Genomic DNA, 26,287 nt, shown 5'->3' on the forward strand with positions numbered 1-26,287 from the left:
TGTTTTGGCTGCAAGAAAGAAAAACGCCAGTACGAACTGATTCGCACTGGCGCTCTCGTTGTGTTCTCTGGCTCGGCGATCTGAAAATTATTGAGGAGCTGGTGCCGTCAAATAGTGCATCAGTGAGATCACCTGTTCATCAGTGAGACGTTGTAGCAACCCCTCAGGCATCAGAGAGGTCTGCATCCCCTGGAGGATTTCGACCTCGTCTCGTGGGAGCACAGTTGTCTTATTGTCGGCGGATTTGATCGTAATTGCCAACGGCGTTTGATCCGTTAACAGGCCGGTCAACACGCGACCGTCCTCCGTCACAACCTGAAACTGTGTGAACTCTTCTCGAATTCCGGCTGAAGGATCAACCATCGACTGCAGCATGAAGTCCAGATTGGAACGCTCGTAACCTGTCAGGTTTGGGCCAAGCTCTCCTCCTTCTCCGAACAGTTTGTGGCACGTGGCACAATGTTCTTTGAACAGTGCTTTACCGGCGACAATGTCGGGCTTTTGCCCCCCTTCTTTGAACTGATTTCCTTGAATCAGCTTCTTCAGTCGAGCAATTTGTTCCTGCTTCTCTGCGCTGGATTCACGGACGCGTCCCCAGATCTTGTCGACCTGCTTCTGGAGTTCTGGATCTGCGTGCAGACGCATTTGCTGGATGATGTCAGCCGGGACCGCTGATGGAGCAATGCGGAACTCTGTGATTTCGTTAAGTAACCTTGCAGTCCACTCAGGACGGCTGGCGAGCGTACGCAATGCCGCGATCCGAATGCCATCTTCATCGGTCAGAGTCGATTGCCACGCAGAGCAGATCCGGTTGGGAATACTGGCGTCATTGAATGAGACCAGTGCCTGCAACGAGGCTCGTTTCAATGCAGCTGATGGGGAACTCAGCAATGCAAGAAGCGGTTGTAACGCACCCGGCAGTTTGGTTTCACCACAGGTTTCGACCAGTTTGAGTCGCAGGGGAATTGGGGTGTTGTTGTTGCGAAGTTGCTCAAGCCCAGCCTTGATCGCGTCAGCATTTCCCAGTTTGATTCCGGCGACAACGTCGGACTTCGCAAGTTCAGCTTGATACTCGTCGATCGAATTGTGCAGTGATTGCGGTAATGTCGCGAGCTTCTGCCCTTGGCTTCCTTCGAGGAAAGCTGCCAGGAGTTGTTGCTTCACCTCACCATTTGGTGCCAGCTGCAACAGTCGGTCGCAGCTGGACCAGTCTTGTTGTTCAACTGGCTTGGTCGCCATTTCCTGAGTCAGTCGACGCATGAGCCGAGGCACAAGAGTTGACTGCACAACAGGATTGTTCCAGCGTTGGGATTCGGTGAACCATTGCAGCACTTGCTCGCGAGGAGCCGTTGCTTCTGCTGGTTTCAGAATCATTCCTAAATGAGGCGAGCCGTTCTCAACGACGTTTCCACAGTGAGATTCCAATAGCCACCACAGCATCAGCGGCATGTGTGGATCTTGAGCATCTTCGGCATGAGTTAGTAGCCCTTCCAGAATGGGGAGGGCGACACTGGTTTCCATACGTCGGGCCGACGATGCGAGTTGAGAGCGAACCTGAACGTCCTGCTCGCTATGTGCCATACGAGCGAGATTGCTTCCCATGCTCGTGCTGACGTTGCGGTGATCACCCAACAGGCGAACTGTCCAGCGGCGGACATCGACTTGCGGGTGAGTTAACAATTGGGCCGCAAGTTCTTCGTTGAACCCTGCCCCGAGATGCAAGGCCCACAATGCTTCCAGAGCGTCTGGAGAATCTGCCAGGCACAGATTGCGAAGCTGTTTCTTTGTGGCTTCAGCTTCCGCTGATGATCCAGCGTAAAGCAGACGTTCTCCGAGAACGCGAGCAGCAGTGTGTCGCTGCCATTTATTGGAATGCTTGAACCGCTCGATCAGTTCTTGATTGGTCAGCTTAGTGAAGTTCGTCGGTGTGTGCTTAGGGGCATCGGCAGACTGAATGCGATACAAGCGGCCGCTGTCCTTGTGCCAAGTGTCTTTGGGGTCGACATGGCTGAGGCGTGAGTCGTACCAGTCGGCGAGATAAACACCTCCATCTGGTCCCACTTTCACATCCACCGGGCGAAACCAATGGTCTTTCGTGGAACAGATCGCCGGGATATCGACGGTGCGGTAAGTTGATCCGCTACGGGACAGTTCGCTCGCCCAGACCCGATTGTGGAGTGAGTTCGCCGCGATGATATTCCCGCGATATTTCTCCGGGAGTGAGGCTCCGTCGTAGATCACAAAGGTTTGAGCAAAGCGAACGGTGTCGCCTTCATGATCCATGTGTTTGAAGTACCCGAAAGCATACGGGTTGGTCAGCGGACCATGCTTTCCAAAGTTCTTCTCGCCGTATGATCCCTGTGGATAGAACATCCCACGAGTGTTCCCGTGATTCGTGCCAGAGAAGACGCGACCTCGGGCATCGAACTCCAGTGAATATGTGTTTCCGCCTCCTTCGGCATAGACCTCAAAGACTTCCGTTTCAGGGTGGAATCGCCAGATGCACTGCCCTTCGTAGCTGACTTTAGACACTTTAGAAATGACATCCGCTGTGGTCGTCGATCCGTTCGCTCCGTAGAGCCAGCCATCTGGGCCCCAAGCCATGCTGTTGGCTGTAGAGTGGGTGTCCTGAATTCCAAACCCAGAGAGCTTCACGACTGGCGGACCATCTGGAATATCGTCGCCATCGGCATCTGGATAGAATAACAGGTAAGGAGGGTTCATGACCCAGATTCCCTTACGGCCTGTGACAACAGATGTCGCAATGTTCAATCCGGTGATGACATCCTTACGGGAATCGAATTTGCCGTCCCCGTCAACGTCTTCAAAGACGGTCACTTTATCGAGACCAGGCACGTGATTCGGTGGAGGTTGCGGGACGTTATCGAACACGGCTCGCAGGTACTGATCATAACGCAGCACCTTCAGTCCTGCTGGAAATGGATACTGTCGGTATTCAAGTAACCATAGACGTTCACGTTCATCAAACCACATGTAGAGGGGTTGTGCGATGTCCGGCTCGGTCGCGAGTTGTTCGATCTTGAGCCCTTCTGGTAGTTCGAACATCTTCAGCGACTCAGCAGGAGGAGTCGGCTTCGAATCGTCGGTGATCTGCCCTTTCCCTACGAAGTTCTGAATCACCTTCTCAACGTCAGCGTTTCCGGCGGCATTGCCGGACGGGTTGCTGGATTCATTCTGGGCAACAGCGACGCCGTGCAGAACGAAAAGGACTCCCAGGCAGGCACAGGCGTAGGATGCCTTACTGAAGAAATTCAGTTTCGTCCACAACATGCTGGTCTCCGTTTGGGGCGTTTCGAGTAGAAAGTGTGGAAGACGTGGTTGGCGTGCTCAGAATTCAGTAATCATCCAGAATCGGTGTCAGTCGAAGAGGCTTCGAATGCCCGACTCTCTTTGCATTCGGCGTGATGAGTCACCAGCAGGGAGGGCACGTGCAATCATATTATATGAGTCGAAATTGTAGCGTTCTGGCCGGCCGTTTGAGAATGGATCAACGTCGGAAAATATCACCGTATTGAATTGGGGAAAATTGGTCCCAAGCAGAGTCCATGAACGTTGTGTGTTCGCCTGAAAATGAGAGCTCCGGAATTCTGGTTGCCTGTCTGCAGAATGACGATGACGCAAACTGGGGCATCCTTTACTATCCAGTTGAGCCGTCTTACTCGTTCTTCAGTCAGGGGGAATGCCAGGACCATCGGTTTACTCTGCGAAAATCATTCGGACCAGATCTGAATGAAGTGTCACGTTCCACTGGCAGGTCGAGCAAACTTGGTTATGGATTGATGCATCAGACGGTGCAAAATATTCAGGACTTGTGCAGATGTCGTCCACCATTTCGAGAGTTGCATATCTGTTGAAAGACGCTGTTCCGGGAACAGTTGTGAAGACTGCCGGATGGGTACGCACCCGACGCGATTCAAAGCAGGGCTTCTCGTTCATTGAATTGAACGATGGTTCCTGTATGGCGAATCTGCAGCTGATTATCGATGGCTCTATTTCCGGCTATCAGGAAAACATTAAGCAGGTCACCACTGGGGCCAGTCTGCGAGTGATAGGGGAACTGAAAGAGTCACCGGGAGCCAACCAGCGGGTCGAACTGCATGTGCATGAATTCGAGCTGTTAGGAACCGCTGACGCGGAAACGTATCCCCTCCAAAAGAAACGCCATAGCTTCGAGTTTCTTCGCGAGATCGCTCACTTGCGCCCACGAACGAACACCTTCGGGGCGATTGCCAGAGTTCGAAACTGTGTCAGCTTCGCGATTCATCGATTCTTTCAAGAGCATGGGTTTCTCAATGTCCATACGCCGCTGATTACCACCAGCGACTGCGAAGGGGCCGGAGAGATGTTCACCGTAACGACTCTGTTGAATCCAGAGTCGGAAGCACGTGGTTTCAAGCCCGGCGAGATTGATTACTCAAAAGACTTCTTCGAGAAGAAAGCATCGTTGACGGTTTCCGGGCAGCTCGAAGGAGAGATCTTCGCCTGTGCGGTCGGCCCTGTTTACACCTTCGGGCCGACATTCCGTGCCGAGAACTCGAATACAACGCGTCACCTTGCCGAGTTCTGGATGGTTGAGCCGGAAGCTCCGTTCTATGAGCTCGTTGACAATATGCAGCTTGCGGAAGACTTCATTAAATATGTGGTGAAGGCATGTCTGAAAGAATGTGCAGATGATATGCAGTTCTTCAACGACCGGATTGATAACACGGTTTTAGAGACGCTTCAGAACATTCTGAGCCACGAGTTCAAGAGAATCACATATACAGAAGCGGTCGATCTTTTGTTGGCTTCTGGTAAAGAATGGGATTACCCTGTCTCTTGGGGATCGAATCTGCAGGCAGAACATGAACGCTGGTTGACGGAAGAATATTTCAAACAGCCGATCGTCGTTTATAACTATCCTCGGTCACTCAAGCCGTTCTATATGTACTGTAACGACGATGAGAAGACGGTTCGCGCGATGGACGTTCTCGTGCCGCGAGTCGGGGAGATCATCGGCGGTAGTCAACGTGAGCACCGACTTGATCTGTTGGAGAAGCGGATTGCCGAGACCGGACTCGATGCGGCCCCTTACTGGTGGTATCTCGACCTGCGACGCTTCGGCAGTGTCCCTCACAGTGGCTTCGGGTTGGGACTGGAACGCATGATTCTGTTGTTAACCGGCATGCAGAACATCCGTGACGTCATCCCATTCCCGCGAACACCGAAGAACGCAGACTTCTAAGCGGAACTCAAGGCGGGTGGAGACTGTGTCGTTGGTGTCTGTTATCAGAATCAGCGAGAATCTCCCCTGCCCTTTTTGTTTGTAGATAGTGTTAAGTTGTTTTGTTGAAGATAAAGAATTGAAATGAAACTCTCCGAATTACAATCATTGATTCGCACCATGTATTCGTCGAAGGATGAACAGCGTGGAGTCGATGGAACGTTTATGTGGCTGATGGAAGAAGTCGGGGAACTAGCCGCTGCACTACGCGAAGGAACGCACAAAGAACTCGCCTACGAGTTCGCCGACGTGCTGGCCTGGCTGGCAACGATTGCCAACGTCGCTGGCGTCGATCTGGAACAAGCCGTCCAGGAGAAATACGGAAACGGCTGCCCCGGCTGCCACCAAATGGTCTGCGCCTGCGGGATTGAAGAAAAGCCGTAAGTTCTGCATAAATTGGTTAAACAGTTCGCAAGATCCGTGTGCGGGAGGAAATATGCAATTCGGATTTTATTGTGCATGTTTTGCGTATGCTTTAACGGTCCTAGTGTGGTCAACTCAGGTTAGGTCTGAGGATACGCTTACACTTCAGGATATCCGGTCTGCATACCAAATGAACCTCGCACGCCTACACCCAATAAAGATTGTAGTCCACATTGTCGACGACCCGACTAGCGTTCGATTCGATCACGTAAATGAACAACTGCAGCGAGTGGAAGAGGCGCTGAAGGTAACCGATCACAAATCGCCCAACCACGAGGACCTGCGGTTTGTGCAGGAAAATCTTAAGTGGCGTTTGAATATAATGCCCAGGCGAACTGATTGTTTATTTCAGTTCACAACTGATAGGAAGAGCTTCCGGTATTGCATCCCTAATGCGATGCTCAATGGAACGGACGAAAAAGCACCATTAGATTCGTATGTTTTTCAAAAGAGGGCTCTTTCTGAAGAAAATTTGATTCAACACTTCTCGAAGACCACAATCGGAACATGGATCGCACGCGAAGAAGGCTCGCTATTCAAGCTATGGTCAGGAATTCACAACGGTCATGGTTTGGGCATTGTGTCCCCAAACCCAGAGCCGATCACTCCCGCGAGATTTCCGCCAATCGGTGCCGTGCGAAGTGAATGGTCTACTGCCGGCGCTCCTCACGTTTTCGACAAACTGATCGCACATCCGATCTCTGAATACAAGCTCTATGGCAAAGATGACACATTCGGCGAAGGTCTGATAAAACTGGAGCATACTAGCAGCCAGCCAGGGCCCTTGGCGTTTGGAGCCGGGAACACTGGGGCAAAGAAGTGTGAAAAGCTGAGCTATACTACCTTCTGGATTGATCGCTCTCACGGTTGTTTGCCTGTTCGAGTCGAACAAGGATTTCGATATGTAGTTGATGGGGTGGTGCTGAATGAGGGCCACAATTCACCTGACTCCGTCACAATCATCGAAAAGATTAAAACAATCGGGGCATCCTACTATCCGTTTGAGGTAAAAACGGAGAACTTCATAACATATTCTAAAGACAGTATTAGGCCACCTTCACCGGCAGACTTTGTTCGTGGTGCAACATTTGACTTTCCCCGTGCGGTTGTGAATCGCGAGTATTGGCACACTAAATCATTGGAGCATGGAGGGTTAGGCGAACCGATAGAATATGGGTTCAATTTCCCTCAAGAGACGCGATATTTCGATAAGGGACTACAACGAGCTATGATCGTAGGGCTTACTGCAGAGGAGCTTGATGCAAAAACGCAAGCTGAGTTTCCTCCGATTCCTCCTAAGTAGTCGGAGCAGGTGCCCAAATGTTACCCACTCCCCATCAATCACATCCATCTCTGCGCACGCTAACGTCAGCAGTGGTCGTAGGCTGGGTCGCCAAGACCCAGCAATTGTGGGGGCTCGCTTTCGTTTAATAAGCTGACGCGATTCAAATACGCCACCCTGCCTCATGATTGCGGCAGTTCGCACAGAGATGTGCGGTGACGAGTTCCGAGACGCCCAGTGAGCTGGGTCTTGAGGACCCAGCCTACCGAGCTTCGCCTTGCAGTAATCGTAGGGTGCGTCGCGACCTCAATGTTGCCCACATTTTCGTGCTGGGTTTGTCATTTTGACAACGTCTGATCGTCGGTCGGGTGGCACGCCCTGACGTCAGGAAGGGCGTGGTGCGTTCTTTAATTGAGAGTCAGGAATATCTACACCCCAGCAAGATTCAGGTGCCCTCCAGCATTTGATTCTCTTTCGTTGAAGTTCTTCGGTCAGGAAGCATTGCCCAGACTGGTGAAAGTTCGATCCACCTCCAGCCTGCTGGGTGATGTTCGGTTTGTTCTGTCAAAATGGACATCCACGGATTTGCACTCCCCTCGGGAATGTCCACGCCCTTCCTTGCGTCAGGGCGTGCCACTCGACCCGGACGGACTATTGGACGTGGTTGGAACGCATGAAAGGAGCGCTCTCAAAATGAAAGAGGATCGAATGAGTACTGAGCTTATGAACAACACGCTTCAACAAATGCGTGCTTCGTATGGTGCTTTTTGGGACAGTGTAACGCTGGTTGAACTTGATCCTGGTAAAGTCCCCGGAAACTTAGTTCCGTATTTGCCTTATGCCGCACTTTGGGGTGTTGCTGATGACTTGGAGCGTGAACAGCGTGTTGAAAACGCTCCTTCCGAAGCGAAGCAAGACCTTTTAAAAACTGTTCAACTGATTGACGACTTGCTTGATGATTGGCTCGCTGGCGACGAAGCGAATTCAGATACTCCGTCAGTGGAGTATGTTGCTTTTTCGGCGATGAGAATGGCAGCGGACTTTATGTAATGATCCTTTTCAAGAATTCGATGCCGGCCATTCGCTTCAACGCTTTCGCCGCAGGCTTCGGCTTGAGCGTTTTCAAGGGCGTGACGGTCGGCTTGGGCTTCTCTTTCGCTTTGGGCTGATCCAACGGCGGGGTGGCTGGGGCGCGGTACATGTCATCCAGAGGTGTGAGCATTCATAGTAATCGTAGGGTGCGTCGCGACGCACCTTGCGTGACTTAATCGGGGCACTCGGCACGGGATGGCCTCAACTAATTCTTCCGCTTTTCAGATTTTCCTAAGTCCAGAACGACATCATTCGTCCCTTTCTGAACGACGACAGGCTGCGCAAATCTGTAGAGATAAGACGGAGTCGTTGACTTCGGAATGAGCACCATACCCTCTGGATTGACGGAAGCGATCGACTCTGGATCCGGCAATCCGGTAACAACACTCACTTCATTTTCGCCGACCAAAGCTCCCTCGGATCCGTCCGGAAGAAACAGTCGATAGGTTCCGTCGTCCTTCGTCCATCCCGTCGCCATTGGGCCAGAAGCGGAAATAAAACGCACTTCTGCTTTAGAGACGGGAGTTGTCCCATTGAGAACTTTCCCGTTAACGATGCCAGACTGGAGAGGATTTGCTCCTCTCCAGCAACCAGCGTGAATAAGGATGAAGCACGATCCAAGGAAAAGAATGATCCGAGCCTTGTTCACCGAATCGCCCCTTATCTGCTCAAGTCCGGTCGGAATGTTGCAACTGTGATTCGTCTTGAAACGAAGCCGTTTCTCTCAGTTGCATTTAGTACTCACCGATAACGTGACCGTCATTTCGGGCGCAGAGTGCCATCCAGGTTTTGTAATCCACATTCTGAGATAAAAACCGAACACTGCCGTCGGCCATGCAGCCATGAACACCACCTGTATGTGCAGACATCGCTTTCGTGTTTCGATGGTATGGGTACGTGCTGCCTGTGTAGGTTGTTTGTTGATTGATAGCGGCCCCGGGGGATGTGACAGCTGCCCACCAGTCAACCCCGCCGTTCCCTGCCCCCCACAGTCCTCCGGAATGGGCTGAAGCTCGACAGTCTTTCTGGGCATTGTAGGCACAAGTGGGGTCTGACATGCTTTGTTCGATGACCATTAAGGTGTTGGATGTGCCATCTGTAACGTCACCCATTTTCACGCCTGCCCGGGCGAGACTATTTGCGCCAACAATCATTCCATTGGTAGGACTGATTCCGTAAGAGGTCGAAACGGATTCCGTCGGCGAAATGCCTGTCACTGGATCGATAGCTGATCCGGATACTCCAGCATAGTCCGCAATTTGAACAGTGATCGTGGTCAGGGAAGCAGCCGCAGGGAACGCGGACTTGGTGTTTGCGCTGACGGTGTCTTCTCGAGTTTGAGGCAATGTGCTTGAGGGACAATTCAAGAAGCTCACCCGAAGTGATTGCCGGATTGCCCAGTTTCGATCAATACCGCTTTGTGAACAAAAATCGGAAGCAAAACTGAGCTGGTTATAGGCAGCTCCCTGATCGATCATGGGGAAGATGCGTACTATCCAAGAACAGGACTTTGCAAAAGCTGTTGGTGTGCCGACTCCAGTGTAGGGGAACGTTGCGATCGGAAACTGACCTGTCACGTCTAGATAGTTGTGAAGTCCCAGTCCCAATTGTTTTAAGCTGTTCTTGCACTGAGAACGTCTGGCTGCCTCCCGAGCCTGCTGCACTGCAGGCAGTAGAAGGGAAATCAGGATGGCAATGATCGCGATCACCACAAGTAGTTCAATCAGGGTGAATGCAGCACGAGAAAGGCCTCTTTTCATGTGATTCTCCAAATAGAAAGAGAATAAGAGTTTGCGGCAGTTGAAATGACCGTGATGAATTAAAGACCAGTGGTGACTGAAAGAGTCGATTTGCTACAGGGGGCAGGCAAGCTGGCAATAGAGACCGGAGTGAATTCGACTCGCGTGCTGCTATCGGTGAATTTGGTAGATAAGTCTTGATCGTCGTGCTTTGAACGAGATTTGATTTATCTCATAATTTGCTAGGAGTGATCGGGAGCACAGGCTGGAGGCGCCCATTGGCTTGCGAAGACGCCTCTCCTGGGGCAGTCTACGTTCCGCACGTTGTAAGCAGTTTACTCTTGGCTGCCAGTAACTCAAGTTTTTTTGGGAAACTTAAGGTAGCTACGTACATCTTGTGGCTGGTGATGTTAAGAAGCTCTGTGTGGTCGATTAGAGAACCATAACTGGGACGGGTCCCCTTATCGGGTTATGGAGAATCGTTACGTCCAATCCATCTGGGGACTCTTGGCAGGTGATACTGATCATCCGATGCATTGACGCAGGATTAGAGGGATCTTGACTTAAGAGTCGCTGGCCGGGTGCCTGGGCTGGAAGCACTAATTGGTGTGTCGACGTGCCACCCGACCCGGTTACGTGATACTGCTCACGGTGTGACGGCAGTTGATTTAACCTTCACTCTGGGCACCCTGAATGTTGAGAGAATCGGTGCGTTGCGACGCACTCTGCATGGGGTGGTTTGAAAACCGACTGCTGCATGGCTTTGGGAGGGCGAAGCTCCCGCTGAGCCGCATGAGTGATCACGCGGTCTCTGGCTTGCGGCTCGGCAGGAGCCTCGCCCTCCCGGTTGTGAAACGACTTCATGACTTTTCATGGTTGTTCTCGTTCAACTTGTTTCAAGCCAGGGACTCAGGGGTGGGTGGGGGCTGTGTGTCACTGCTCTGTGGGCTGGGCAAACGCGGGTTGTAGAACGGTTTTTCTCTAACGTATCTAACTGCTCTCTTCCTTGCCTCAGGGTGTGGCACCGGAATCGTATGAGCTACGTCTCGAGGCCCCAGTTACGGTCACTTTCCAGTCAAATCTGCTGCTGCCTGTGTCGTTTTTGGCGAGATGTTTAAAAATTTTCTTGAATGTCAACAGTTTTTGTTGGTAGTGTTCACTCGGGTAAGAGTCGTTCATTAGAGCTGAAAATTGCCATATGAATTATTCGTGTGTGAATCTTTTAGGGTTGAGAGGCGTTCTATTATGACAGCATTCGGGCCTGTTTGCGGATTTTTTAAGGATAAGAGAGAGAGGCGATCCGCCTTTACTCTTATTGAGCTTCTTGTCGTGATTGCGATTATCGCAATATTGATTGCCCTGCTTCTGCCAGCAGTTCAGCAAGCTCGCGAAGCGGCGAGACGATCGCAGTGTCGCAATAATTTGAAGCAAATCGGCCTGGCACTCCACAACTATATGGATGTCACCGCTTTCGTGATTCCACGTGGTGTGAACCACACTTCCGGACCATCGTGTTGCTGCGTCACCGACAATGGAGAAAGGGCACATACGATTCATACGATGCTTTTGCCGTACATGGATCAGGTGACAGTATACAATAAGATTAATTTCAACGTTCTCCCTGGGGATTCTTCCAACCTGGCTGCGTTGGAAGCGAAAATCTCTGCATTCGTTTGTCCAAGTGCTATGCCTCCAACTCCATCGGGGACCGCAGCACCACACAACTATCCGGCTGCTGGAACTGCACACGGATATGGTCTCTGCGGAATTCATGGGTCCGCCACATCGAATGGAATCTTCGCATCACGTTGGGGGCTATACGACTCCACAAATAATCGGACACTCGATACTCAGATGAGATTAAATATGGTCGTTGATGGATTAAGCAATACCATCGCATTCTCCGAGTTTACGGCGGGTTCCAAGGGTGGAGTTCTCCCTACGACCTTTAATTCTCATGGGGCGAGTTGGTTTCGAGCCGCTTACGGAAGCACAGAGTTTTCCGTAATGGCAACTGCGACACCGAATAATCCATCGCCAACCTACACGCCCAGTCCTCAATCAAACTACGGGACCGCCAGAAGTATGCACACTGGTGGAGTGCATGCGCTTCTGATGGACGGGACGGTTCGCTTCATCAGCGAGAACATTGCCGGCTCGACCTGGGTGAACCTCGGGACACCTCAGAATGGCCAAATTGTTGGTGAGTTCTAAGTGTTGACCCTTGGGGCACGATGTCACAGGTCATGCTTTCGCCGTCGCGGCGTCTCGTTCTTTACTGTCCATTATTCGTCGCTTTCAACTGAGAATGCTTTGTTGAGAGGATCTGGGAGATTCAGATTTAATGCGATATGTTGTTGCTCTCATTCTTGTCGTGATACTCGGTTGTTCGAAGGGGCCTCAACTTCCTGGACCTGTGAACGTCACTGGGAAAATTCAGTTGAAGGGAAAACCTGCGTCCGGTGCGACGGTGGGCTTCTCTGCGATCACAGCGGGGTTACCTCCCAAGTATCGTTACCAGTCGGCAGTCACCTCTGAGGATGGCAGCTACAAACTGAACGGGGTCTTTCCCGCTGAGTATTTGGTTTGTGTGGTAATGCCGTCAGTGGAAACGACGACGGATGCTGGAACTCCAGATGCGCCGGTGAGTGGAACGAAGGCTCCGCTTTACTCAAGAATGACAGAGGACAACCCCTTGAGAGCGGTTGTCTCATCTGATGCTACCAACTTCGACTTCGATTTGAAGTAGGAGAAGTCGGCCTGTTAATTAGAAGGATGGCCGATCGTTAACGACGTCATCAATGGCTGTGGAATTGAGGTGGGGAGGAATTCTTGCAGTGTCCAAGAAATTCTCCCCATCTTTTTCGCTTGATGGGATTGATGCTTCACCTTAGAGGTCGATCGCTGGTCGCAATTGAAGTTGCGTTGGCTGGGGCCTTAAGAACCAGCGATTGCAATGCTCTGCGAGAGGGTTCTTGTGGTTCGCTAATCGCTTCTTGTGGCACTTTTCGAATGCGTCAGGGGATTCCCTGTTGGTTATAGTCGTGAATTATCTATAAAGGCAAATTAATGCCGCAAGAGAATCCAGAAGAGTCAAATCCGTTAGAGGAATCTAGAGGGACGAACGTACCCTCCAATACCTCGTCAGAAAATCCCTTTCGCTTGACCAAAGAAGAGAAGGATCGCGTATTTAAAGATTTTCAGAGAATGGTGGACGAGGGTGTGGTTAAACTCGACTCTGATCTTCCTGATCGAACTGGCCAGTAGTCGTAGTGTGCGTCAAGACCTCAGTGTTCCCCACATTTTCGTGCTGGGTTTGTCATTTTGACAACGTCTGATCGTCGTTTTTGCTGTGATTGAGCGGGTTTTGTGCTTCAGCATGGCCTGTGCTCTACAAGGCACCCGACCGCCTACTGCGTCATTGACGCGTATCGCGATCAAGTTATCTATCTCTGTTTGAAGCTGATTTGATACGCTCTGCGGCAACGGTCGTCCGCCTCGTGAAAACAGTTCTATTTGATGCACAGGTGTCAGTGACTATGACTCCCTTAACCAGAATGCATACGGGAGAACCCTTTCGGTCTCTTCTTTTTCGTGGAATGTTAGCGATTCTTTGGGGGCTGGGACTCGGCTCGCAGCATGCATTTCCTCAGGGAATGAAAGAGAGCTTGCAGAAATCGATTGGTACTCCCGACAAGCAGTTGCGATCACGAGTGGTAGACGCTGTTAACTCGAATCGCTTGTCAATTGGTGGGGTGGCGTGTGTCGTTGAGTGGCAGCAAAACTTGAATTTGCCTGTTTCTGAAAACGAAAATGTCGAATCAAGCAGTCTCTTGATAAAACAGGCAGGCACAGACCCCGAATTTGAAAGACAACTAAGGGCCGGTAATGGCAGGCTTTCCCGTAAAGTTTTTCTTTGTGGCGAAAATCTACTCGCTGAATCGTATGTGGGCGATTACTTAGATAGCGTTATAACAACTAATGGTCGCGAACTTGAGCTCTTTACATCTAATCAACTCTTGACGCCAAGTCAGTCGGGGCCTGTTCTGCTGCGAAAATCATTTGCTGATGAAATGACGAAAAGCTTACCTTTGGCTGACCCGCGTGACTTCGGTGCGCCTTGTGGAATAGGACAATTGGCTGTTGCACTTTCCGATTGGTCCCTGGAAGCGTCGAATGAAATCATAGATCCAAAAACTAAGAAAAGATATATCCGACTTACTGTTAAGGATAATCAGCCATACCATGTGGAGTATGCAGAAAACTGGATCTTGTTATGTGACTCCGATGTGAACTATCTGCCTGTCTCTGTTACCCATCGGGTGGGCAACCTTTATGTGTCCAAGGCTGAAGTGCAGTATTCTGCTTTAAAAGGCAACCGTGACGCTTTTTTTCCTGTTCAGGCGACAATCTCTTTTCTTAAAGATCTGTCCCCAGATGGGTCTGCATTTGATCATCCAGAAAACTTTGTTTCTACAGTAAAGTTCTTAGTGCATGATGTGGCAGAGAGTCTTGACGTTTGCGGCAAATCTCCGTTTCGTCCTGTCGAATCAGGAACCCTTGTGCGAGACGTGATTAGAGGCGATATTTACACCGCGAGACCTACAGTTCCGTAGGCCGGCACCCACCCTGGTCACCTAGAATGCAGTACACTTTTGATTTTCCCCCCAAAAAACACTGCTTTCCCATCGGAATTTCAGATATTTGTGGGTAAGAGCAAGCTCGCGACGCACCCTACGTGCCTACTTCCCTTGCGTTCAGGCTTGCTACTTCGTCCAGTCGATCTGTTTGTAGACCGATTCGAGCTTCTCGGCGCGTTTGGGGTTTAACTGCCGGATGTGGGCGATGCGTCCTTGGAGGTGCGACGAGAAGTCGCATTCGACTTCTCGCTTCTGGGTTGATGGTCCAAGCTTGCTGCAGTTGTGCAGAGTGGCTTTGAGCTTGTCGAATTCGCTTCGGGCGACGTTCAGCTTGTCGTTCACAACAACGCCTGTCACCGTTTGCCTTGACGATCTGCGCATGATGCGTCGCTTCTTCAGTTTCGGTTTGAAACGTTCGGAGCGAATGATTGACTGGACGAGCGGGATGATCTCGTTCAATGCCGGGATCACAACGCCGGGACCTGAGAAAGTCAGATCGTCAGCATAGCGCGTGTAATCGAGTTGGTACGCCTCGGCGAGTCCTTGCAGGCGCACATCAAGTGCAAATGCGGACAGGTTTGCCAGCGCCGGCGAGGTTGGGGCACCTTGTGGCAAATGTCGTGAGGCGAACTTGGCGACTTCCCAGCTTTTCAGCGGAGTTGTCAGAGTCCATGGGATCGAAGATGTGGTGAGTCGCCCGAGCCAGATTGCCACTTCCCGGCTGTATCCCACGCTGCGGAAAATTGCGACGACGCGTGAGTATCGAACGTTGGTGTAGAAGTCTTCGAGGTCGAACTTCATGACCAGTCGTTGCCCGATGTGGGGAGCGGCATTGGTGATGATGGAACGGCCTGCGACGAACCCGTGGGCGGCTGTGTGTGCCGGGATCAGGTCGAGGAGTTCGCGCAGAATGACTTCCTGAACGGCTTTGAGATCGCCTTTCGGAGCTTCAATCAGGCGGTGTCCGCCTCCCTTTTTGGCGAGCCAGCGATAAGAGTAATGGCTTTGCTTCTCCGATTCAGCGCGATTGCCTCGTGAGGTGCGGTGTGTCAGCCAGGCGAGTTTCCCAATGGGAACATCTAGCCACTTTGCGAGGTCATCTGGGGTTTTCAGGACAGGGAGCCCAAAGTAATCGAGCCAGCGCTGATCGCAGTCGAGAGAAAGATTGCGGAACTGGCCGGGGTGATCCGCAACCCAGGCGAAGCGATAAGGGCGTCCCTGAGTGACCTCAAGATGAGGCTCTGTCGGGATCAGGTTGGACTGGTATTTCAGTGCCTGCAGACGCGTCGGGTTCTTGTAGTTCTTCTTCGCAGTGGCTTTTGGCGTCTTTACCTGAGTAGAAGCTGGTTCAGGAGAAGCCGCTTCCAGTGTGCTCTGGAATGGTTCAACAGCGCTCGGTTTGGTGCTGACTGGAGGTGATTTCGTATCTGAAACCGAAGCGGGAGCCAAGGTTCCTTTGGCCGGGCGTCGGGAGATTCCCAGCAGTCTGAGGACAAAATCGATCAATCCCATGTGAGCGTCTGGTCTAGGTCTGGGAATTAGTGAGTTTGCGTGTTGACGGGCAACGACTCTCAGATTTCCGGCTGGAACGAATGAAGGAACTGGGAATTACCGAATTGCGACAACTGAGTGAGGTCCCGTTAAGTGAGATACTGTGTCTCTTTAGCCGAACGTTTCATTCAATTAAGAGCAGGACGATGGCAAGGAACCGCAAAGTTCAGATGGTTCGAGCCGTGTTCATCTCAGGTTGTCGCGGGAATATTGTGGTCCAGTCAGAGGAATGCGTCTCATGGGATCAGAACTTGATGTCGTTTTCGAGTCTGATGTCGCCTAAGGCGACTAGGAAAGACACCGGTTTGTCGTCAGGGGATGGTGTCAAAATGTGGCCCAAGGGCTGTACAACGGATCCTGTAGCGTATGTTGCCACGTGACAGTTCGTCACGTGGTCGACATTCATCCGCCGAATGCGGAGCAACGAGTCTCCCATGGGGTAACCCCACAGTGCCAAAAGGCAGAGCTTGTACAACCCTCAGGCCACGCGGGGATTATGGGAAGGGGGATGCAACTGAGTCAATACTTCCGGTTACGTGAAAGAAACGGTTCTTCTGAACAGAAATTTCAGAAAACGGGTTGATGAACGCAAAACTTCCCCGTTGTTTGACCTGTAGATACGTCATAAGATATCTACGGGAGCATCTGTCTTGGTGCAGTTGTCCCGACTTTCTTCAGAATGAGGCCGAATCGTGCCATTGGTGGAAGTCGATCGTCGAATCCTTGATCGCTGCCTGCGACGTGAGCCAGGGGCTTGGGAAGAATTTGTCGATCGCTTTATCAGCGTGTTCATGCATGTGATTCGGCACACTGCTCATACTCGAAGCGTTGATCTTTCCGCAGCGGACATTGAAGACCTCTGTTCGGAAATCTACCTGACGTTGTTGATGAACGATTTCGTTGTGCTGAGGCACTTCAAAGGGAAATCGTCATTGGCAACTTACCTTGCAGTTGTTGCACGACGAGTTGTTGTCAAATCGTTGATTCAGCGTAAGAAACTCGAAGCTTTAGGTCATACCACACCGCATGGCGGGGTGCTGAAGGCTGCCGGTTCTGATCCCGCTCAACCTGCGGTAGATCAAGAAGAAGTACGCGTTTTGATGGCGAACCTCCCTCCGAATGAGGCGGCGATTGTGAAGGCGTTTTATCTGGATGGCCAAAGTTATCAGCAGATCGCCACGCAATTGAACATCCCGGAAAATTCCATCGGTCCAACGCTCCACCGCGCCAAAGAACGACTTCGCTCCGGTAAAGTGAACGCTTAAATCGCGTGGCCACTTTCGTTCTGCCGCTTGGCTTCTGCTCTCTGGATTTGAGATTCAGCCCTCGGTACACGCTAACCGCGGTGAGTGAATTCTCTCGCCTGACCGGAAATCGAGAGCCCAAGCTCCGCTGACCAAGTGTCGAGCAGCATCTTTGTAACACGGCCTGGAACTGAGTTTCCGATGCGCTGTCGCTGCTGGTTGACAGCCTGAATGTGAGAGACAGGAACGAGGCAGTACGTTGACGATGTCAGGAAGACTTCGTCTGCCGCAAGAACGTCCTCAAGCGTCATGTCGATTTGATTGACCGACCATCCTTGTTTCTCTGCGAGTTTGACCACGTGATTCTGGGCAATGCCGGGCAGTGTCGTTGACTGTTTCGGAGTGCAAAGTTGCTGCTCCCGAACGACAAACAAATTTCCAGAACTGGTCTCGGTCACATGTCCGTCGGTGTTCAGTAGAAGAGCCATTGACCCCGGTGCCTCAGCTTGTGCCTGATGGTCCGCCAGAAACCAGTGCAGCCGACTGCGATGCTTGATTTGCAGTGAGAGGCATTCATCCGGAACATGACGGATGTCAGGAACGAATAGACTCACCCCGTGCTGATGCCAATCGTTCCATGTTTTCAGCGGGAGCGGTGCTGTGTAAATACAGACGGAAGCTCGGCTTCGCTCAATCTGTCCATTCGAGTCCCCGATCCCCTGCCCGGCTGTGACGAAAATCACAACGGAGAGATCAATTGAACGGGCGAGGCCTTCCATGTTTCGTCTCGCGACGTCGGCGATGGCGTCTTCGATTGGACCTGAGTCCTGCGGCATGTGAATGCCCGTTGCCTGCAGTGATCGGCTCAGGCGTTCCAGATGTTCGGCCACCATGTATGGCCTATGGTGAACAGTCCGCATGCGTTCGGTGATGGTCGCCCCTTGCATGATTCCGAGGTCATAAACCGGAAGTTTGGCCTCATTGAATGGGATAAACTCCCCATTCAAATAAGCGATGGGGGAAGATTGACCGGATGAACCGAAGGACGACATCACTGTCTCCGCAGGGGAAATTTGCAAATCGGGATGCACTTCAATTTTATTCGTTCTGTGCTCCTGAGACATCTGCATGTCACTCGAATTCCCGAGAGGCCGCAATTTCCAAACGTACAGGGTGAAGGATCGTCTCAATCACACATCGCGAACAGTGAGCCACTGCCCAGGGACTGGAATTGCATGCCGTGACCAAATACCAGGAGTGAATCACGGGATTGTTGATCGGCCACTTTCGGGAGCAGTGCTTCAGGGGTACTATTAGGAGATGAATGCAATTGAAACGAAGACGTCTGACTATCTCGTTCGTCATGGTGCGATTCCTGATCTCGTGAGCGCATCCTGGCAGAACGAGACCGCATTAAGCCGTGGGGCCTCGGTTGTTTTGAAAACTCCTCGGGGAGAAGAACTGGGGACGGTTCTGGAAAAGTACCGCTCGACTTCAGAGCCGGGTCAAGAATCGACTCCAACAACAACGGTTTTACGTCTCGCTGAAGAAGCGGATCTCGCGAAGTTTCGACGTTTGCAGTCGAAGGCTCGCGAGGAATATCCTCTGTGGACGCAACGGATTACGGAGTGGAACCTCGATCTGCAGCTGATCGATATGGAATGGATTCTCGATGAATCCCGAGTGATTTTGTATGTGCTGAACGAACGGGGCCCTGAGTGCACAAAACTGGCTTTGCAGGCAGCTGCAGCCGGGTTGGGAGTGATCGATGTGCAACCGGTTTCCTCAGAAGGACTCGTGATTGCACCGGCGAAAGAAAGTGGCGGAGGCTGCGGGAATTGTGGTTGCCACTAAGCCGGTTTCGAGTATCGAATACTGCTTTGCAGCGTCAAAATGAGTGTCGCATGTCCCAACATCCCAACCAGACTTGTTGCGATGAGGTTCCAATGGACCAACCGGTTCTGGAGCCGGGGGCGGACAAACAGAGTTTTGCTGGGAATTCGAGTGCAAGTGTTTTGAAAATTGTTGGTTACGGTGCTTCGTCTGCAGTATCCGCGTTCTTGATTCTGCTGGTTCGTCTCTATCAGATGACATTCCGCGCCATTTTGGGGGGGCATTGCAGGTTCGAGCCATCCTGTAGCGAATACTTCATTCAGGCAGTACGAAAGCACGGGCCAATCAAAGGGGCATTCAAAGGGGGCTGGCGGATTTGCCGATGCCAGCCACTCTGTCGGGGAGGATACGATCCTCCATAAAGTTGGGGCTCAATTGAGCCGACGGCTTTCATCAGGGCAACCTTGGAGATATTTGACTGAGAAGTCGAGTTTTCAATGACGAACGGCCTCGGTGCGATCTGTGGACAGAAGGTCACTCTGTTTTGATGCCTCATGCAACCGTCATAATTGCTACACCGCGCGTTGTTGGGCGCAGAACGTACGATGCGTGACGAAACAGTGAGGTTCCATGAGGGGAGACGTGCGGAAGATGCCGAAAGATCAATATAGGATTTTGGGAATTCCGACGGCGCAGGTGTGCGCGTGTTGACAGTGCAGAAAAGGCAGTCGTAGGATAAATCCACACCCCTTCTTCAATTTGCGCCAGTAACGCTATGACAAAATTCGGCAAAATCCTCGCAGTCTTCGTCGCCACCGCCAGTCTGGCGTTCGCCGGGTTTGCGATTGCCACTGTTTTTGCAGGCCCGAACTGGATGCAAATGACCGAGGCGGGCTACCTCGACTATTACAAATTCGCTCGAGGACCAGGTCCTGACTATCTCTGGAGTGCAACACGCATTGCAGACGGAAGTCAGGTGGCCTCCTCAAAACGACTTCCAGAAGTGATTTCCAAAGTTCTTGACGATGTCTCCCAGAAGAATCAGCAGGTCCTTCAGGATTTGAATGATCGGGAACCTCTTCTGAAGACACGGGTTGAGACATTGGAAAAAGCCAAGGCTGCCGATGAGCTCGCCTTGCAGGAATACGTCGATACACAGCGAACACGCCTGGAAGCGGTTCGAAAGCAGGAAGCGACACTGGCTGCAGAAATTATTGCAGCAACAAATAATGCGACTCAACTTGAGAACCAGACATCTGCACGTCGCGCTGATGTCTTGCGTTTGAAACAGCAGATTGAAGAGGTTCGGGCAGATCAATTCCGACTGGAAGCGATCCTCAAGCAGCAGCAGAACCTTCTTCAGCAGTTTGAAGGTGATGCCGCGAAAGTGAAATCCCGAAAAGACTCACTGGAACAGCAACTGAAGTCGCAAAACGCACAGTAATGATTACTGTGGGAGGCGGACGCTCTTTCGAGGGCATTTCAGGGACGAGAATTCGCTATGATCTCAAGAGATCAGCGATGTAGACTTGATCAGCAACTCGATTCGAAACCCGCCCGGGCGGAGTAAAGCATGTCGTACGTCGGTAAAATTCTGGTGGTCGTGCAGGTCGCTCTCAGCCTGTTATTTATGACCTTTGCCGGCGCCGTTTTTACGGTGCACCAGAACTGGCAGGTGAAGTACAAGCAGTCGCAAGAGCAATTGAAGAAGTCACAAGGTGAAGTTTCAATTGCCAGAGAAGAACTCACAAACGCGCGACGTGACTTCGAAAGCAAGTTTGCTGAAGAATCACAACGGGCAAACGGATTCTCTGCGAAGAACACCACTCTCACCGCTCAGGTGACAGAGATGAAGACCCAGGTAGATCAGCTGCAGCAGCAGCGTGCAACTCAGACAGGTCTTGCTGAAGCCAAGGCGACTGAAGCCAAGTTTCGTCAGGAAGAATCTGATAAGCAACGGGTCGAAAACCGTAAGCTCCAGACCAAACTCGACGAGTCCGCAGCCGAAATTCGTGATCTGCGTGACAAGCTGTTCACTCAGGAAGAATCCTATCGTCAGTTGAACAAGACTTATGAAAATGGTCTCGCTCAGCTTGCCTTTCTTAAGCGGGTTGTTTCAAACGCCGGGCTCGAAACAGATCCGGAAGTTGTTGCAAAATCGATGGCTCCTCCTCCACCAGTGGACGGAATTGTGAAGAGCCTGCGTAAGAATCGTGCAAATCGGGTGCAGTTCGTTGAACTCTCCATCGGCAGTGACGATGGGCTCGTTAAAGGAAACGAACTCGACGTTGTGCGGATCACAGACAAAGACAAGTCGGAATGGCTCGGTCGGGTTCGCCTGGTTGAACTGGGCGCGAATTGGGCTGTCGGCGAAGTGATTACAGCGTCAAAGAACGGTATTATTCAGGAAGGCGACAATGTCACGTCGAAGCTCAACCTCTGAGGATCCAACACCTGACATCTATGTCGGTTTGTTGTTCGTGGCCGTGGGAGCACTCCTGACAGGCTGCATCTTTCTCGCTCTGGAACTGGCAAGCTACGGCTGGCAGTTCCAGTAACAGACTGCTCGCCTGTGACAGGAGGCGCTATTAAAGCGTCTCCCCGGTGCGAGTAAACATTTGAAGAGATCATGTCAGCACAAGCAGTGACTTCACTGCTTGTGCTGTTTTTCGTTGATCCACTTCACTTGGTGGCGTGGTGTGGACTCGTGGTCAGCGGTCGAATCGATTGAATTGGTCATTGCGACCGAAATTGACCATGACAGCTGATTGAAGCTGGTATAATTCAGATGCCTTTTGATTCTTGATTCGACTGGATGTTACGGACTGCTGTCAGGAAGCCCTTGTTCTACAGGCGTTCCGATGAGTAACAAACCACTGCGTCAGAAGAAATCTACTGCCGGTTCCAAGTCGGCGAATCCTTCCATGCGATCGGCTGGCAAGCCTGCACGTCGTGTGAAGCAAGCGATCACATCGTCGAATGGAAAGTACCCGAACTCCAGACCGACGATTGGGAATTACCTGATTGAGCGTCTGCAAGAGGTCGGTCTGAGTGACATCTTCGGGATCCCTGGCGACTTCGTTTTACAGTTCTATGGGATGTTGCAGGAGAGCCCCATTCATGTGGTCGGGTGCACCCGAGAGGATAACGCAGGCTATGCGGCAGACGCGTATGCTCGAATTCATGGACTCGGTGCTGTCTGCGTGACTTACTGTGTCGGTGGTCTCAGCCTTTGTAATTCGATTGCTGGTGCGTTCGCCGAAAAGTCGCCAGTCATAGTGATCAGTGGATCTCCCGGGATTCACGAGAGACGAAATGATCCCCTACTCCATCACAAGGTTCGTGATTTCAATACGCAGCGGGAGATCTTCGAAAAGATCACTGTCGCAACTGCCTTGCTGGATGATCCATTAACTGCATTTCGTGAAATCGATCGCTGTATTGAAGCGGCGTTGCGTTTCAAACGACCGGTTTATCTAGAAATCCCCCGAGATCGTGTGCACGCCGAAGCGCTGATTCCTCATCAGACGTATACGGTCAATCTTCAGAGTAATTCTCAGGCGCTGGCAGCTGCGTTAGATGAAGCTCGACAGGAAATTTTTAAAGCCAAATCCCCTGTCATTCTTGCTGGTGTTGAAGTTCACCGGTTTGGATTGCAGGCGGATGTGATCAAGTTTGCCGAGAAGAATCAGATCCCCGTCTGCACGACTCTGCTGGGGAAGTCTGTTGTCAGTGAACGTCATCCTCTTTATGCAGGTTTGTATGAAGGAGCGATGGGGCGACAGCAAGTAACTGAGTTCGTTGAAAAGAGCGATTGTGTTGTCATGCTCGGAACGTTCATGACGGATATCAATCTGGGGATCTACACTGCGAAGCTCGATCCGGGACGCTGTATTCTGGCAACCAGCGAGCAGCTTCGAATCGGGCATCATCATTTTCAGGATGTCCGGTTACAGGACTTCATGTCGGGATTGATGAAGGAGAAGTTACGAAAGACTCGAGTTGAATTTCCGCCGCATCAGCCACGCGTTCCCGCTGATCACCAGCCTTCAGATTCGATGACAGTTGCCGCATTGTTTGATCACATCGATCAGATCCTTGAAGACGACATGATCGTTGTAGCAGATGTCGGTGATTCGTTGTTCGGAGCGTCGGACCTGACGATTCATAAGCACACCGAGTTCATCAGCCCTGCTTATTACACTTCGATGGGATTTGCGATCCCTGCCTCACTCGGAGTTCAGGTTGCCAACCGGAAGTTGAGGCCGCTGATCCTTGTCGGCGATGGTGCGTTTCAGATGACCTGTCTGGAACTCTCAACGATTGTAAGAGAAGGTCTGAACCCAATTGTGGTTGTGCTCAACAACAAGGGGTATACCACTGAGCGGTTTCTACAGGATGGCCCGTTCAATGACATCCTGAATTGGAACTATCATCGGATGCCGGATCTGTTGGGCGCTGGTTGGGGCTTTGAAGTCAAAACATACGGAGAACTCGTGCAGTCGATGCGGGCTGCGTTGGAGCACCGTGATGCCTACAGCATCCTGAATGTCCATCTTGCTCCAGACGATATCAGCCATGCACTTTCGCGACTGGCGGTGAGAATGGCGAAGCAGTTGTAGGTGCGTATCTCGACGGAGAGAAAGACTCAAAAGAACAATGGCGGCGGACAGGTCGTGTAGATCTGCCGCCGCCATTGTTTTGACTGGTGTTGTTCAGAATGTCTGGCGCTGTCAACTATTTCGGTAACGGCAGAGAGACTTTCAGCCCATCTCGCTCAGCGAATTTTCGAGTGGTGATGGTGATCTGCATCTTAGCTTCATCAAAGCAGGCAACCATCTGTTTCCCGGTTTCCTGATACGTGTCAAGAATGTGCATCAGCGCCTGCTTCATCGGAACTTTACCGAGCGTAAAGGTCTGAGGCATGTTCTTTGTGTAACCGGCGTCTTTCAGTGCGTCTCCATCGACAAACAGTTTGACCTGAATTTCGTCACACAGGAACTGGAGTACCGGCTCCAGCGGGGAGCGATTGAACTCGGCATCGACCGGGAGTTCGATTCGTCCAGCAATTGTTGGAGGAAGTTCTGCTTTCTTCATGCCAGCATCTGCGACGTTTGCAACCCCAAAGTTGGTTCGGGAGGCTTCATTCACTGTGAACAATGCGGCAAGCACCAGATTCGGTGTCGCCTTCATCGGCAACACGGTAGTTAAGGTGATGAGCCGCCCAGCGCGTTGGGAGACGGTTGAACGCTGATACGCTTCCAGCATGGCCGGGAGGCGCCCAATCAGCTGCTGGAACCGTACTTCTGCAGGATTCATGCGAGCACAGACGTTTTTCCAGATCTGGTCAGGGAGCTTTCGCAACTGTGCCTGAAAATCCTTCTCCAGAGTCATCGGGGATTTGGCACTTATCGTCCGCAGCCAGACCTGAGAATGCAGGTATGGTGCCGGGTGAAGCGACCAGCCAATCGTTTCGACGTCCGGTCCGACCCATTCAAGCAATGCCGAGATCAGCGGTTGAGCCTCTTTTACAAACAAGACATTCTGGTGAATGTCCAGGTCGTTCACCGTTCCGATTATGGTGAGCAAACGCTCCCGATCGGTCTGCTTCAACTGTTCATTGATCCCTTCCGAAACTTCGTAGTTGGGAGTGGTGATCCAGTGTTCCAGTTCGCTCGCCATCTCGGCCGGGCAAATTGCGAATGTCTTGTCATCGTGAATCAGATAGGCATGCTTCTCGTCGACCTTAATGCGGAGATTGGGCTTCTCGGAAATCTCATAAAGGTACTTGCCTGGGAACTCTTCAATCAGGTCCGAAAGGCGTGCCGGTTCTTTCAGTCGGACGACTGTGCAGACCTGCGGATCCATACCACGAGGGCCGAGGATGATGCCAAAGGTCACTTCATCAATCTGTTGCGGTTCGCGTCTGCAGTAGGTGCGAATCTGTTGTGCGAGCCAGTTGGTGATGTCGTCGGTGAGGCTGGCTCGAAGGATGCGATAGGTAATGTCATCTGACCAAAGCAATGCTGGTCGCAGATGAATCACAAGGTTGATTCCACTGGGAACCATCAGCAGCTGGATCGGTTCTCCCTTGGTCGGTAAAAACTCGGCGACCAGTTCAGGGTTTCCTTCAAGATCTGATCGGCTGTACGCGCCCGGCGGGGAGGCCTCTTCTTTGACTGCGGCGTCTGCCGAACTACTGGCGACAGTGTTTGATTCCGCTGGCTTTGGAATCGGCGTCTGATTCAGGTAATACCCTGCACCGCCTGCGATTACGAGAAATGCGACGACCCCTGCAATGGTTCCCGTCCAGTTCGATTTTTTCTTGATATTGCGTCGTGCGGTAATCGACGAAGGTTCGTCTCCGATGAGGAGTGGCCCAGAACCTGATGGAGCTGTGACGAACGGGCTTGCCGCCGGGACAACTGGTTGACCAGCAGGAGGAGTTGCCGTTGCTGTTCCCGTCGGAGCATTACTCAAAGGCGAACCCTGAGCCGCTGGAAGGACGAATGGCGTCGGCGGTGTTGGAGACCCGCCTGGGCCACCGGCAGTTTGCGTAGCGAAAGGGTTGCTGCCTGGGACAGGTGCCACTGGTGCAAATGGGTTGACGGGCTGTGAAGTGGGCGGCGCTGCAGGTTTCGGAGGCAGGAAATCGAATGGATTCCCGGTTGGTGCAGCTGGCTTTGTGAAATCAAACGGATTTACAGGCGTCTTTGGGGGAGCCTGTGGAACTGGTTGTGCTGCCTGCGGCGGTGTCTCGTTCTGAGGAGTACTCTGTTGCACGGCGCTCGGCGATTCCACCGGTGATTCAGCGATTGATGAATCAGGAGCGATCTCCGGGCCATCAGGATCGTTCAGAACGAACCGCTGCTTACATTCCGGGCAGGCCACTTTCTTACCAAAGAGGGAGCGGTCTTTGATCTTGAGTTTGCGGCCACATTTGGGGCAATGCAGTGAAACAACGTCTGACATGAAAGAATCGATCCGGTTTCCGCCGTGAAGGGCTTTCAATCCAATTCAACAAATACACAGCGTTGCTGCATGCTGAACGCTGACCAGTCTTCTCGAAGACCTTTCAGGTGCCTTCTCAGGACAGGAGGGCCTTCCTGAATTCTATTCTATGCGAATTTATATGGAATCTGAAAAGGTGCATCGGAAAACGAAGCGAACTTTTTCGATATGAGAATCACGTTCCTGGC

Annotated in this window: 21 protein-coding genes; 14 read left to right on the forward strand and 7 right to left on the reverse strand. The window is 51.7% G+C overall.

Annotated features, from left to right (window positions below; all coding sequences use genetic code 11):
• Positions 1-87 precede the first annotated feature (87 nt).
• Complete coding sequence (locus SH527x_RS00925; RefSeq protein WP_437192779.1) at positions 88-3,291, reverse strand: PVC-type heme-binding CxxCH protein; 3,204 nt, start codon at positions 3,289-3,291, stop codon at positions 88-90.
• Positions 3,292-3,838: 547 nt separating this feature from the next.
• On the opposite strand from SH527x_RS00925, the gene asnS reads away from it, so the two are divergent.
• From asnS to SH527x_RS00945, 4 genes are all read left to right on the forward strand, one after another.
• Positions 3,839-5,245, forward strand: a complete 1,407-nt coding sequence (gene asnS / locus SH527x_RS00930; protein WP_437192780.1) for an asparagine--tRNA ligase — start codon at positions 3,839-3,841, stop codon at positions 5,243-5,245.
• 123 nt (positions 5,246-5,368) lie between these two features.
• A complete protein-coding gene (locus SH527x_RS00935; protein ID WP_437192781.1) occupies positions 5,369-5,668 on the forward strand; it encodes a MazG nucleotide pyrophosphohydrolase domain-containing protein in 300 nt (99 codons plus the stop codon).
• A 268-nt stretch (positions 5,669-5,936) separates the two neighbouring features.
• Complete coding sequence (locus tag SH527x_RS00940; protein WP_437192782.1) at positions 5,937-7,010, forward strand: hypothetical protein; 1,074 nt, start codon at positions 5,937-5,939, stop codon at positions 7,008-7,010.
• A gap of 687 nt (positions 7,011-7,697) precedes the next feature.
• Entirely contained in the window at positions 7,698-8,039 is a 342-nt protein-coding gene (locus SH527x_RS00945; RefSeq protein WP_437192783.1) for a hypothetical protein, read from the forward strand.
• Here SH527x_RS00945 and SH527x_RS00950 read toward each other — a convergent pair.
• The 3 genes from SH527x_RS00950 to SH527x_RS00960 all read right to left on the reverse strand — a co-directional run bounded on the left by SH527x_RS00950 (position 8,032) and on the right by SH527x_RS00960 (position 9,841).
• The gene (locus tag SH527x_RS00950; RefSeq protein WP_437192784.1) at positions 8,032-8,211 is read right to left on the reverse strand and encodes a hypothetical protein; all 180 of its coding nucleotides are present in this window, start codon (positions 8,209-8,211) and stop codon (positions 8,032-8,034) included. The genes SH527x_RS00945 and SH527x_RS00950 overlap by 8 nt on opposite strands.
• 75 nt (positions 8,212-8,286) lie before the next feature.
• Complete coding sequence (locus tag SH527x_RS00955) at positions 8,287-8,730, reverse strand: hypothetical protein (RefSeq protein ID WP_437192785.1); 444 nt, start codon at positions 8,728-8,730, stop codon at positions 8,287-8,289.
• An 85-nt stretch (positions 8,731-8,815) separates the two neighbouring features.
• Positions 8,816-9,841, reverse strand: coding sequence for a DUF1559 domain-containing protein (locus SH527x_RS00960; protein WP_437192786.1), 1,026 nt, complete (start codon positions 9,839-9,841; stop codon positions 8,816-8,818).
• Positions 9,842-11,065: 1,224 nt separating this feature from the next.
• Between SH527x_RS00960 and SH527x_RS00965 the strand changes: the two genes are divergently transcribed.
• The 3 genes from SH527x_RS00965 (at position 11,066) to SH527x_RS00975 (ending at position 14,436) form a co-directional block, all read left to right on the forward strand.
• Positions 11,066-12,034 (forward strand): DUF1559 domain-containing protein, encoded by a 969-nt coding sequence (locus tag SH527x_RS00965; RefSeq protein ID WP_437192787.1) that lies wholly within the window; start codon positions 11,066-11,068, stop codon positions 12,032-12,034.
• Positions 12,035-12,164: 130 nt separating this feature from the next.
• Entirely contained in the window at positions 12,165-12,569 is a 405-nt protein-coding gene (locus SH527x_RS00970; protein ID WP_437192788.1) for a hypothetical protein, read from the forward strand.
• Positions 12,570-13,359: 790 nt separating this feature from the next.
• On the forward strand, positions 13,360-14,436 hold the full coding sequence (locus SH527x_RS00975) for a hypothetical protein (protein WP_437192789.1): 1,077 nt from the start codon (positions 13,360-13,362) through the stop codon (positions 14,434-14,436).
• A 150-nt stretch (positions 14,437-14,586) separates the two neighbouring features.
• Here SH527x_RS00975 and SH527x_RS00980 read toward each other — a convergent pair whose 3' ends face one another.
• On the reverse strand, positions 14,587-15,972 hold the full coding sequence (locus tag SH527x_RS00980) for a reverse transcriptase family protein (RefSeq protein WP_437192790.1): 1,386 nt from the start codon (positions 15,970-15,972) through the stop codon (positions 14,587-14,589).
• Positions 15,973-16,703: 731 nt separating this feature from the next.
• Between SH527x_RS00980 and SH527x_RS00985 the strand changes: the two genes are divergently transcribed.
• The gene (locus SH527x_RS00985; RefSeq protein ID WP_437192791.1) at positions 16,704-17,276 is read left to right on the forward strand and encodes an RNA polymerase sigma factor; all 573 of its coding nucleotides are present in this window, start codon (positions 16,704-16,706) and stop codon (positions 17,274-17,276) included.
• A 71-nt stretch (positions 17,277-17,347) separates the two neighbouring features.
• Here SH527x_RS00985 and SH527x_RS00990 read toward each other — a convergent pair whose 3' ends face one another.
• Positions 17,348-18,307, reverse strand: coding sequence for an aminotransferase class IV (locus SH527x_RS00990; RefSeq protein WP_437192792.1), 960 nt, complete (start codon positions 18,305-18,307; stop codon positions 17,348-17,350).
• Positions 18,308-18,575: 268 nt separating this feature from the next.
• Here SH527x_RS00990 and SH527x_RS00995 point away from each other — a divergent pair, with 268 nt between their 5' ends.
• The 6 genes from SH527x_RS00995 to SH527x_RS01020 all read left to right on the forward strand — a co-directional run bounded on the left by SH527x_RS00995 (position 18,576) and on the right by SH527x_RS01020 (position 23,710).
• Positions 18,576-19,109: a PSP1 C-terminal domain-containing protein gene (locus tag SH527x_RS00995; RefSeq protein WP_437192793.1), complete on the forward strand. Its 534-nt coding sequence runs from the start codon at positions 18,576-18,578 to the stop codon at positions 19,107-19,109.
• Between the two features lie 50 nt (positions 19,110-19,159).
• Positions 19,160-19,510 carry a membrane protein insertion efficiency factor YidD gene (yidD, locus tag SH527x_RS01000; protein ID WP_437192794.1) on the forward strand — a complete coding sequence of 117 codons (351 nt, stop codon included), beginning with the start codon at positions 19,160-19,162 and terminating at the stop codon, positions 19,508-19,510.
• 353 nt (positions 19,511-19,863) lie between these two features.
• Positions 19,864-20,532, forward strand: a complete 669-nt coding sequence (locus tag SH527x_RS01005) for a hypothetical protein (RefSeq protein ID WP_437192795.1) — start codon at positions 19,864-19,866, stop codon at positions 20,530-20,532.
• A 129-nt stretch (positions 20,533-20,661) separates the two neighbouring features.
• Positions 20,662-21,531 (forward strand): hypothetical protein, encoded by an 870-nt coding sequence (locus SH527x_RS01010; protein ID WP_437192796.1) that lies wholly within the window; start codon positions 20,662-20,664, stop codon positions 21,529-21,531.
• Positions 21,506-21,646 carry a hypothetical protein gene (locus SH527x_RS01015; protein WP_437192797.1) on the forward strand — a complete coding sequence of 47 codons (141 nt, stop codon included), beginning with the start codon at positions 21,506-21,508 and terminating at the stop codon, positions 21,644-21,646. Before SH527x_RS01010 ends, SH527x_RS01015 begins: the two co-directional genes overlap by 26 nt.
• A gap of 303 nt (positions 21,647-21,949) precedes the next feature.
• Positions 21,950-23,710, forward strand: a complete 1,761-nt coding sequence (locus SH527x_RS01020; RefSeq protein ID WP_437192798.1) for an alpha-keto acid decarboxylase family protein — start codon at positions 21,950-21,952, stop codon at positions 23,708-23,710.
• Between the two features lie 115 nt (positions 23,711-23,825).
• Here SH527x_RS01020 and SH527x_RS01025 read toward each other — a convergent pair whose 3' ends face one another.
• On the reverse strand, positions 23,826-26,060 hold the full coding sequence (locus SH527x_RS01025) for a hypothetical protein (protein ID WP_437192799.1): 2,235 nt from the start codon (positions 26,058-26,060) through the stop codon (positions 23,826-23,828).
• Positions 26,061-26,287 lie beyond the last annotated feature (227 nt).

This window comes from Planctomicrobium limosum (genome assembly GCF_051465645.1).
Classification (GTDB): Bacteria; Planctomycetota; Planctomycetia; order Planctomycetales; family Planctomycetaceae; genus Planctomicrobium.

Bases quoted from the DNA above. Each gene is read 5' to 3' on its own strand.
- yidD (WP_437192794.1), top strand. From the start codon at position 19,160: ATGTCCCAACATCCCAACCAGACTTGTTGCGATGAGGTTCCAATGGAC.
- SH527x_RS00945 (WP_437192783.1), top strand. From the start codon at position 7,698: ATGAGTACTGAGCTTATGAACAACACGCTTCAACAAATGCGTGCTTCG.
- SH527x_RS00975 (WP_437192789.1), top strand. From the start codon at position 13,360: ATGACTCCCTTAACCAGAATGCATACGGGAGAACCCTTTCGGTCTCTT.
- SH527x_RS00980 (WP_437192790.1), bottom strand. From the start codon at position 15,972: ATGGGATTGATCGATTTTGTCCTCAGACTGCTGGGAATCTCCCGACGC.
- SH527x_RS00925 (WP_437192779.1), bottom strand. From the start codon at position 3,291: ATGTTGTGGACGAAACTGAATTTCTTCAGTAAGGCATCCTACGCCTGT.
- SH527x_RS00950 (WP_437192784.1), bottom strand. From the start codon at position 8,211: ATGCTCACACCTCTGGATGACATGTACCGCGCCCCAGCCACCCCGCCG.
- SH527x_RS01020 (WP_437192798.1), top strand. From the start codon at position 21,950: ATGAGTAACAAACCACTGCGTCAGAAGAAATCTACTGCCGGTTCCAAG.
- SH527x_RS00935 (WP_437192781.1), top strand. From the start codon at position 5,369: ATGAAACTCTCCGAATTACAATCATTGATTCGCACCATGTATTCGTCG.
- SH527x_RS01015 (WP_437192797.1), top strand. From the start codon at position 21,506: ATGTCACGTCGAAGCTCAACCTCTGAGGATCCAACACCTGACATCTAT.
- SH527x_RS01025 (WP_437192799.1), bottom strand. From the start codon at position 26,060: ATGTCAGACGTTGTTTCACTGCATTGCCCCAAATGTGGCCGCAAACTC.
- SH527x_RS00995 (WP_437192793.1), top strand. From the start codon at position 18,576: ATGAATGCAATTGAAACGAAGACGTCTGACTATCTCGTTCGTCATGGT.
- SH527x_RS00990 (WP_437192792.1), bottom strand. From the start codon at position 18,307: ATGTCGTCCTTCGGTTCATCCGGTCAATCTTCCCCCATCGCTTATTTG.
- asnS (WP_437192780.1), top strand. From the start codon at position 3,839: ATGTCGTCCACCATTTCGAGAGTTGCATATCTGTTGAAAGACGCTGTT.
- SH527x_RS00960 (WP_437192786.1), bottom strand. From the start codon at position 9,841: ATGAAAAGAGGCCTTTCTCGTGCTGCATTCACCCTGATTGAACTACTT.
- SH527x_RS00965 (WP_437192787.1), top strand. From the start codon at position 11,066: ATGACAGCATTCGGGCCTGTTTGCGGATTTTTTAAGGATAAGAGAGAG.
- SH527x_RS01005 (WP_437192795.1), top strand. From the start codon at position 19,864: ATGACAAAATTCGGCAAAATCCTCGCAGTCTTCGTCGCCACCGCCAGT.
- SH527x_RS01010 (WP_437192796.1), top strand. From the start codon at position 20,662: ATGTCGTACGTCGGTAAAATTCTGGTGGTCGTGCAGGTCGCTCTCAGC.
- SH527x_RS00970 (WP_437192788.1), top strand. From the start codon at position 12,165: ATGCGATATGTTGTTGCTCTCATTCTTGTCGTGATACTCGGTTGTTCG.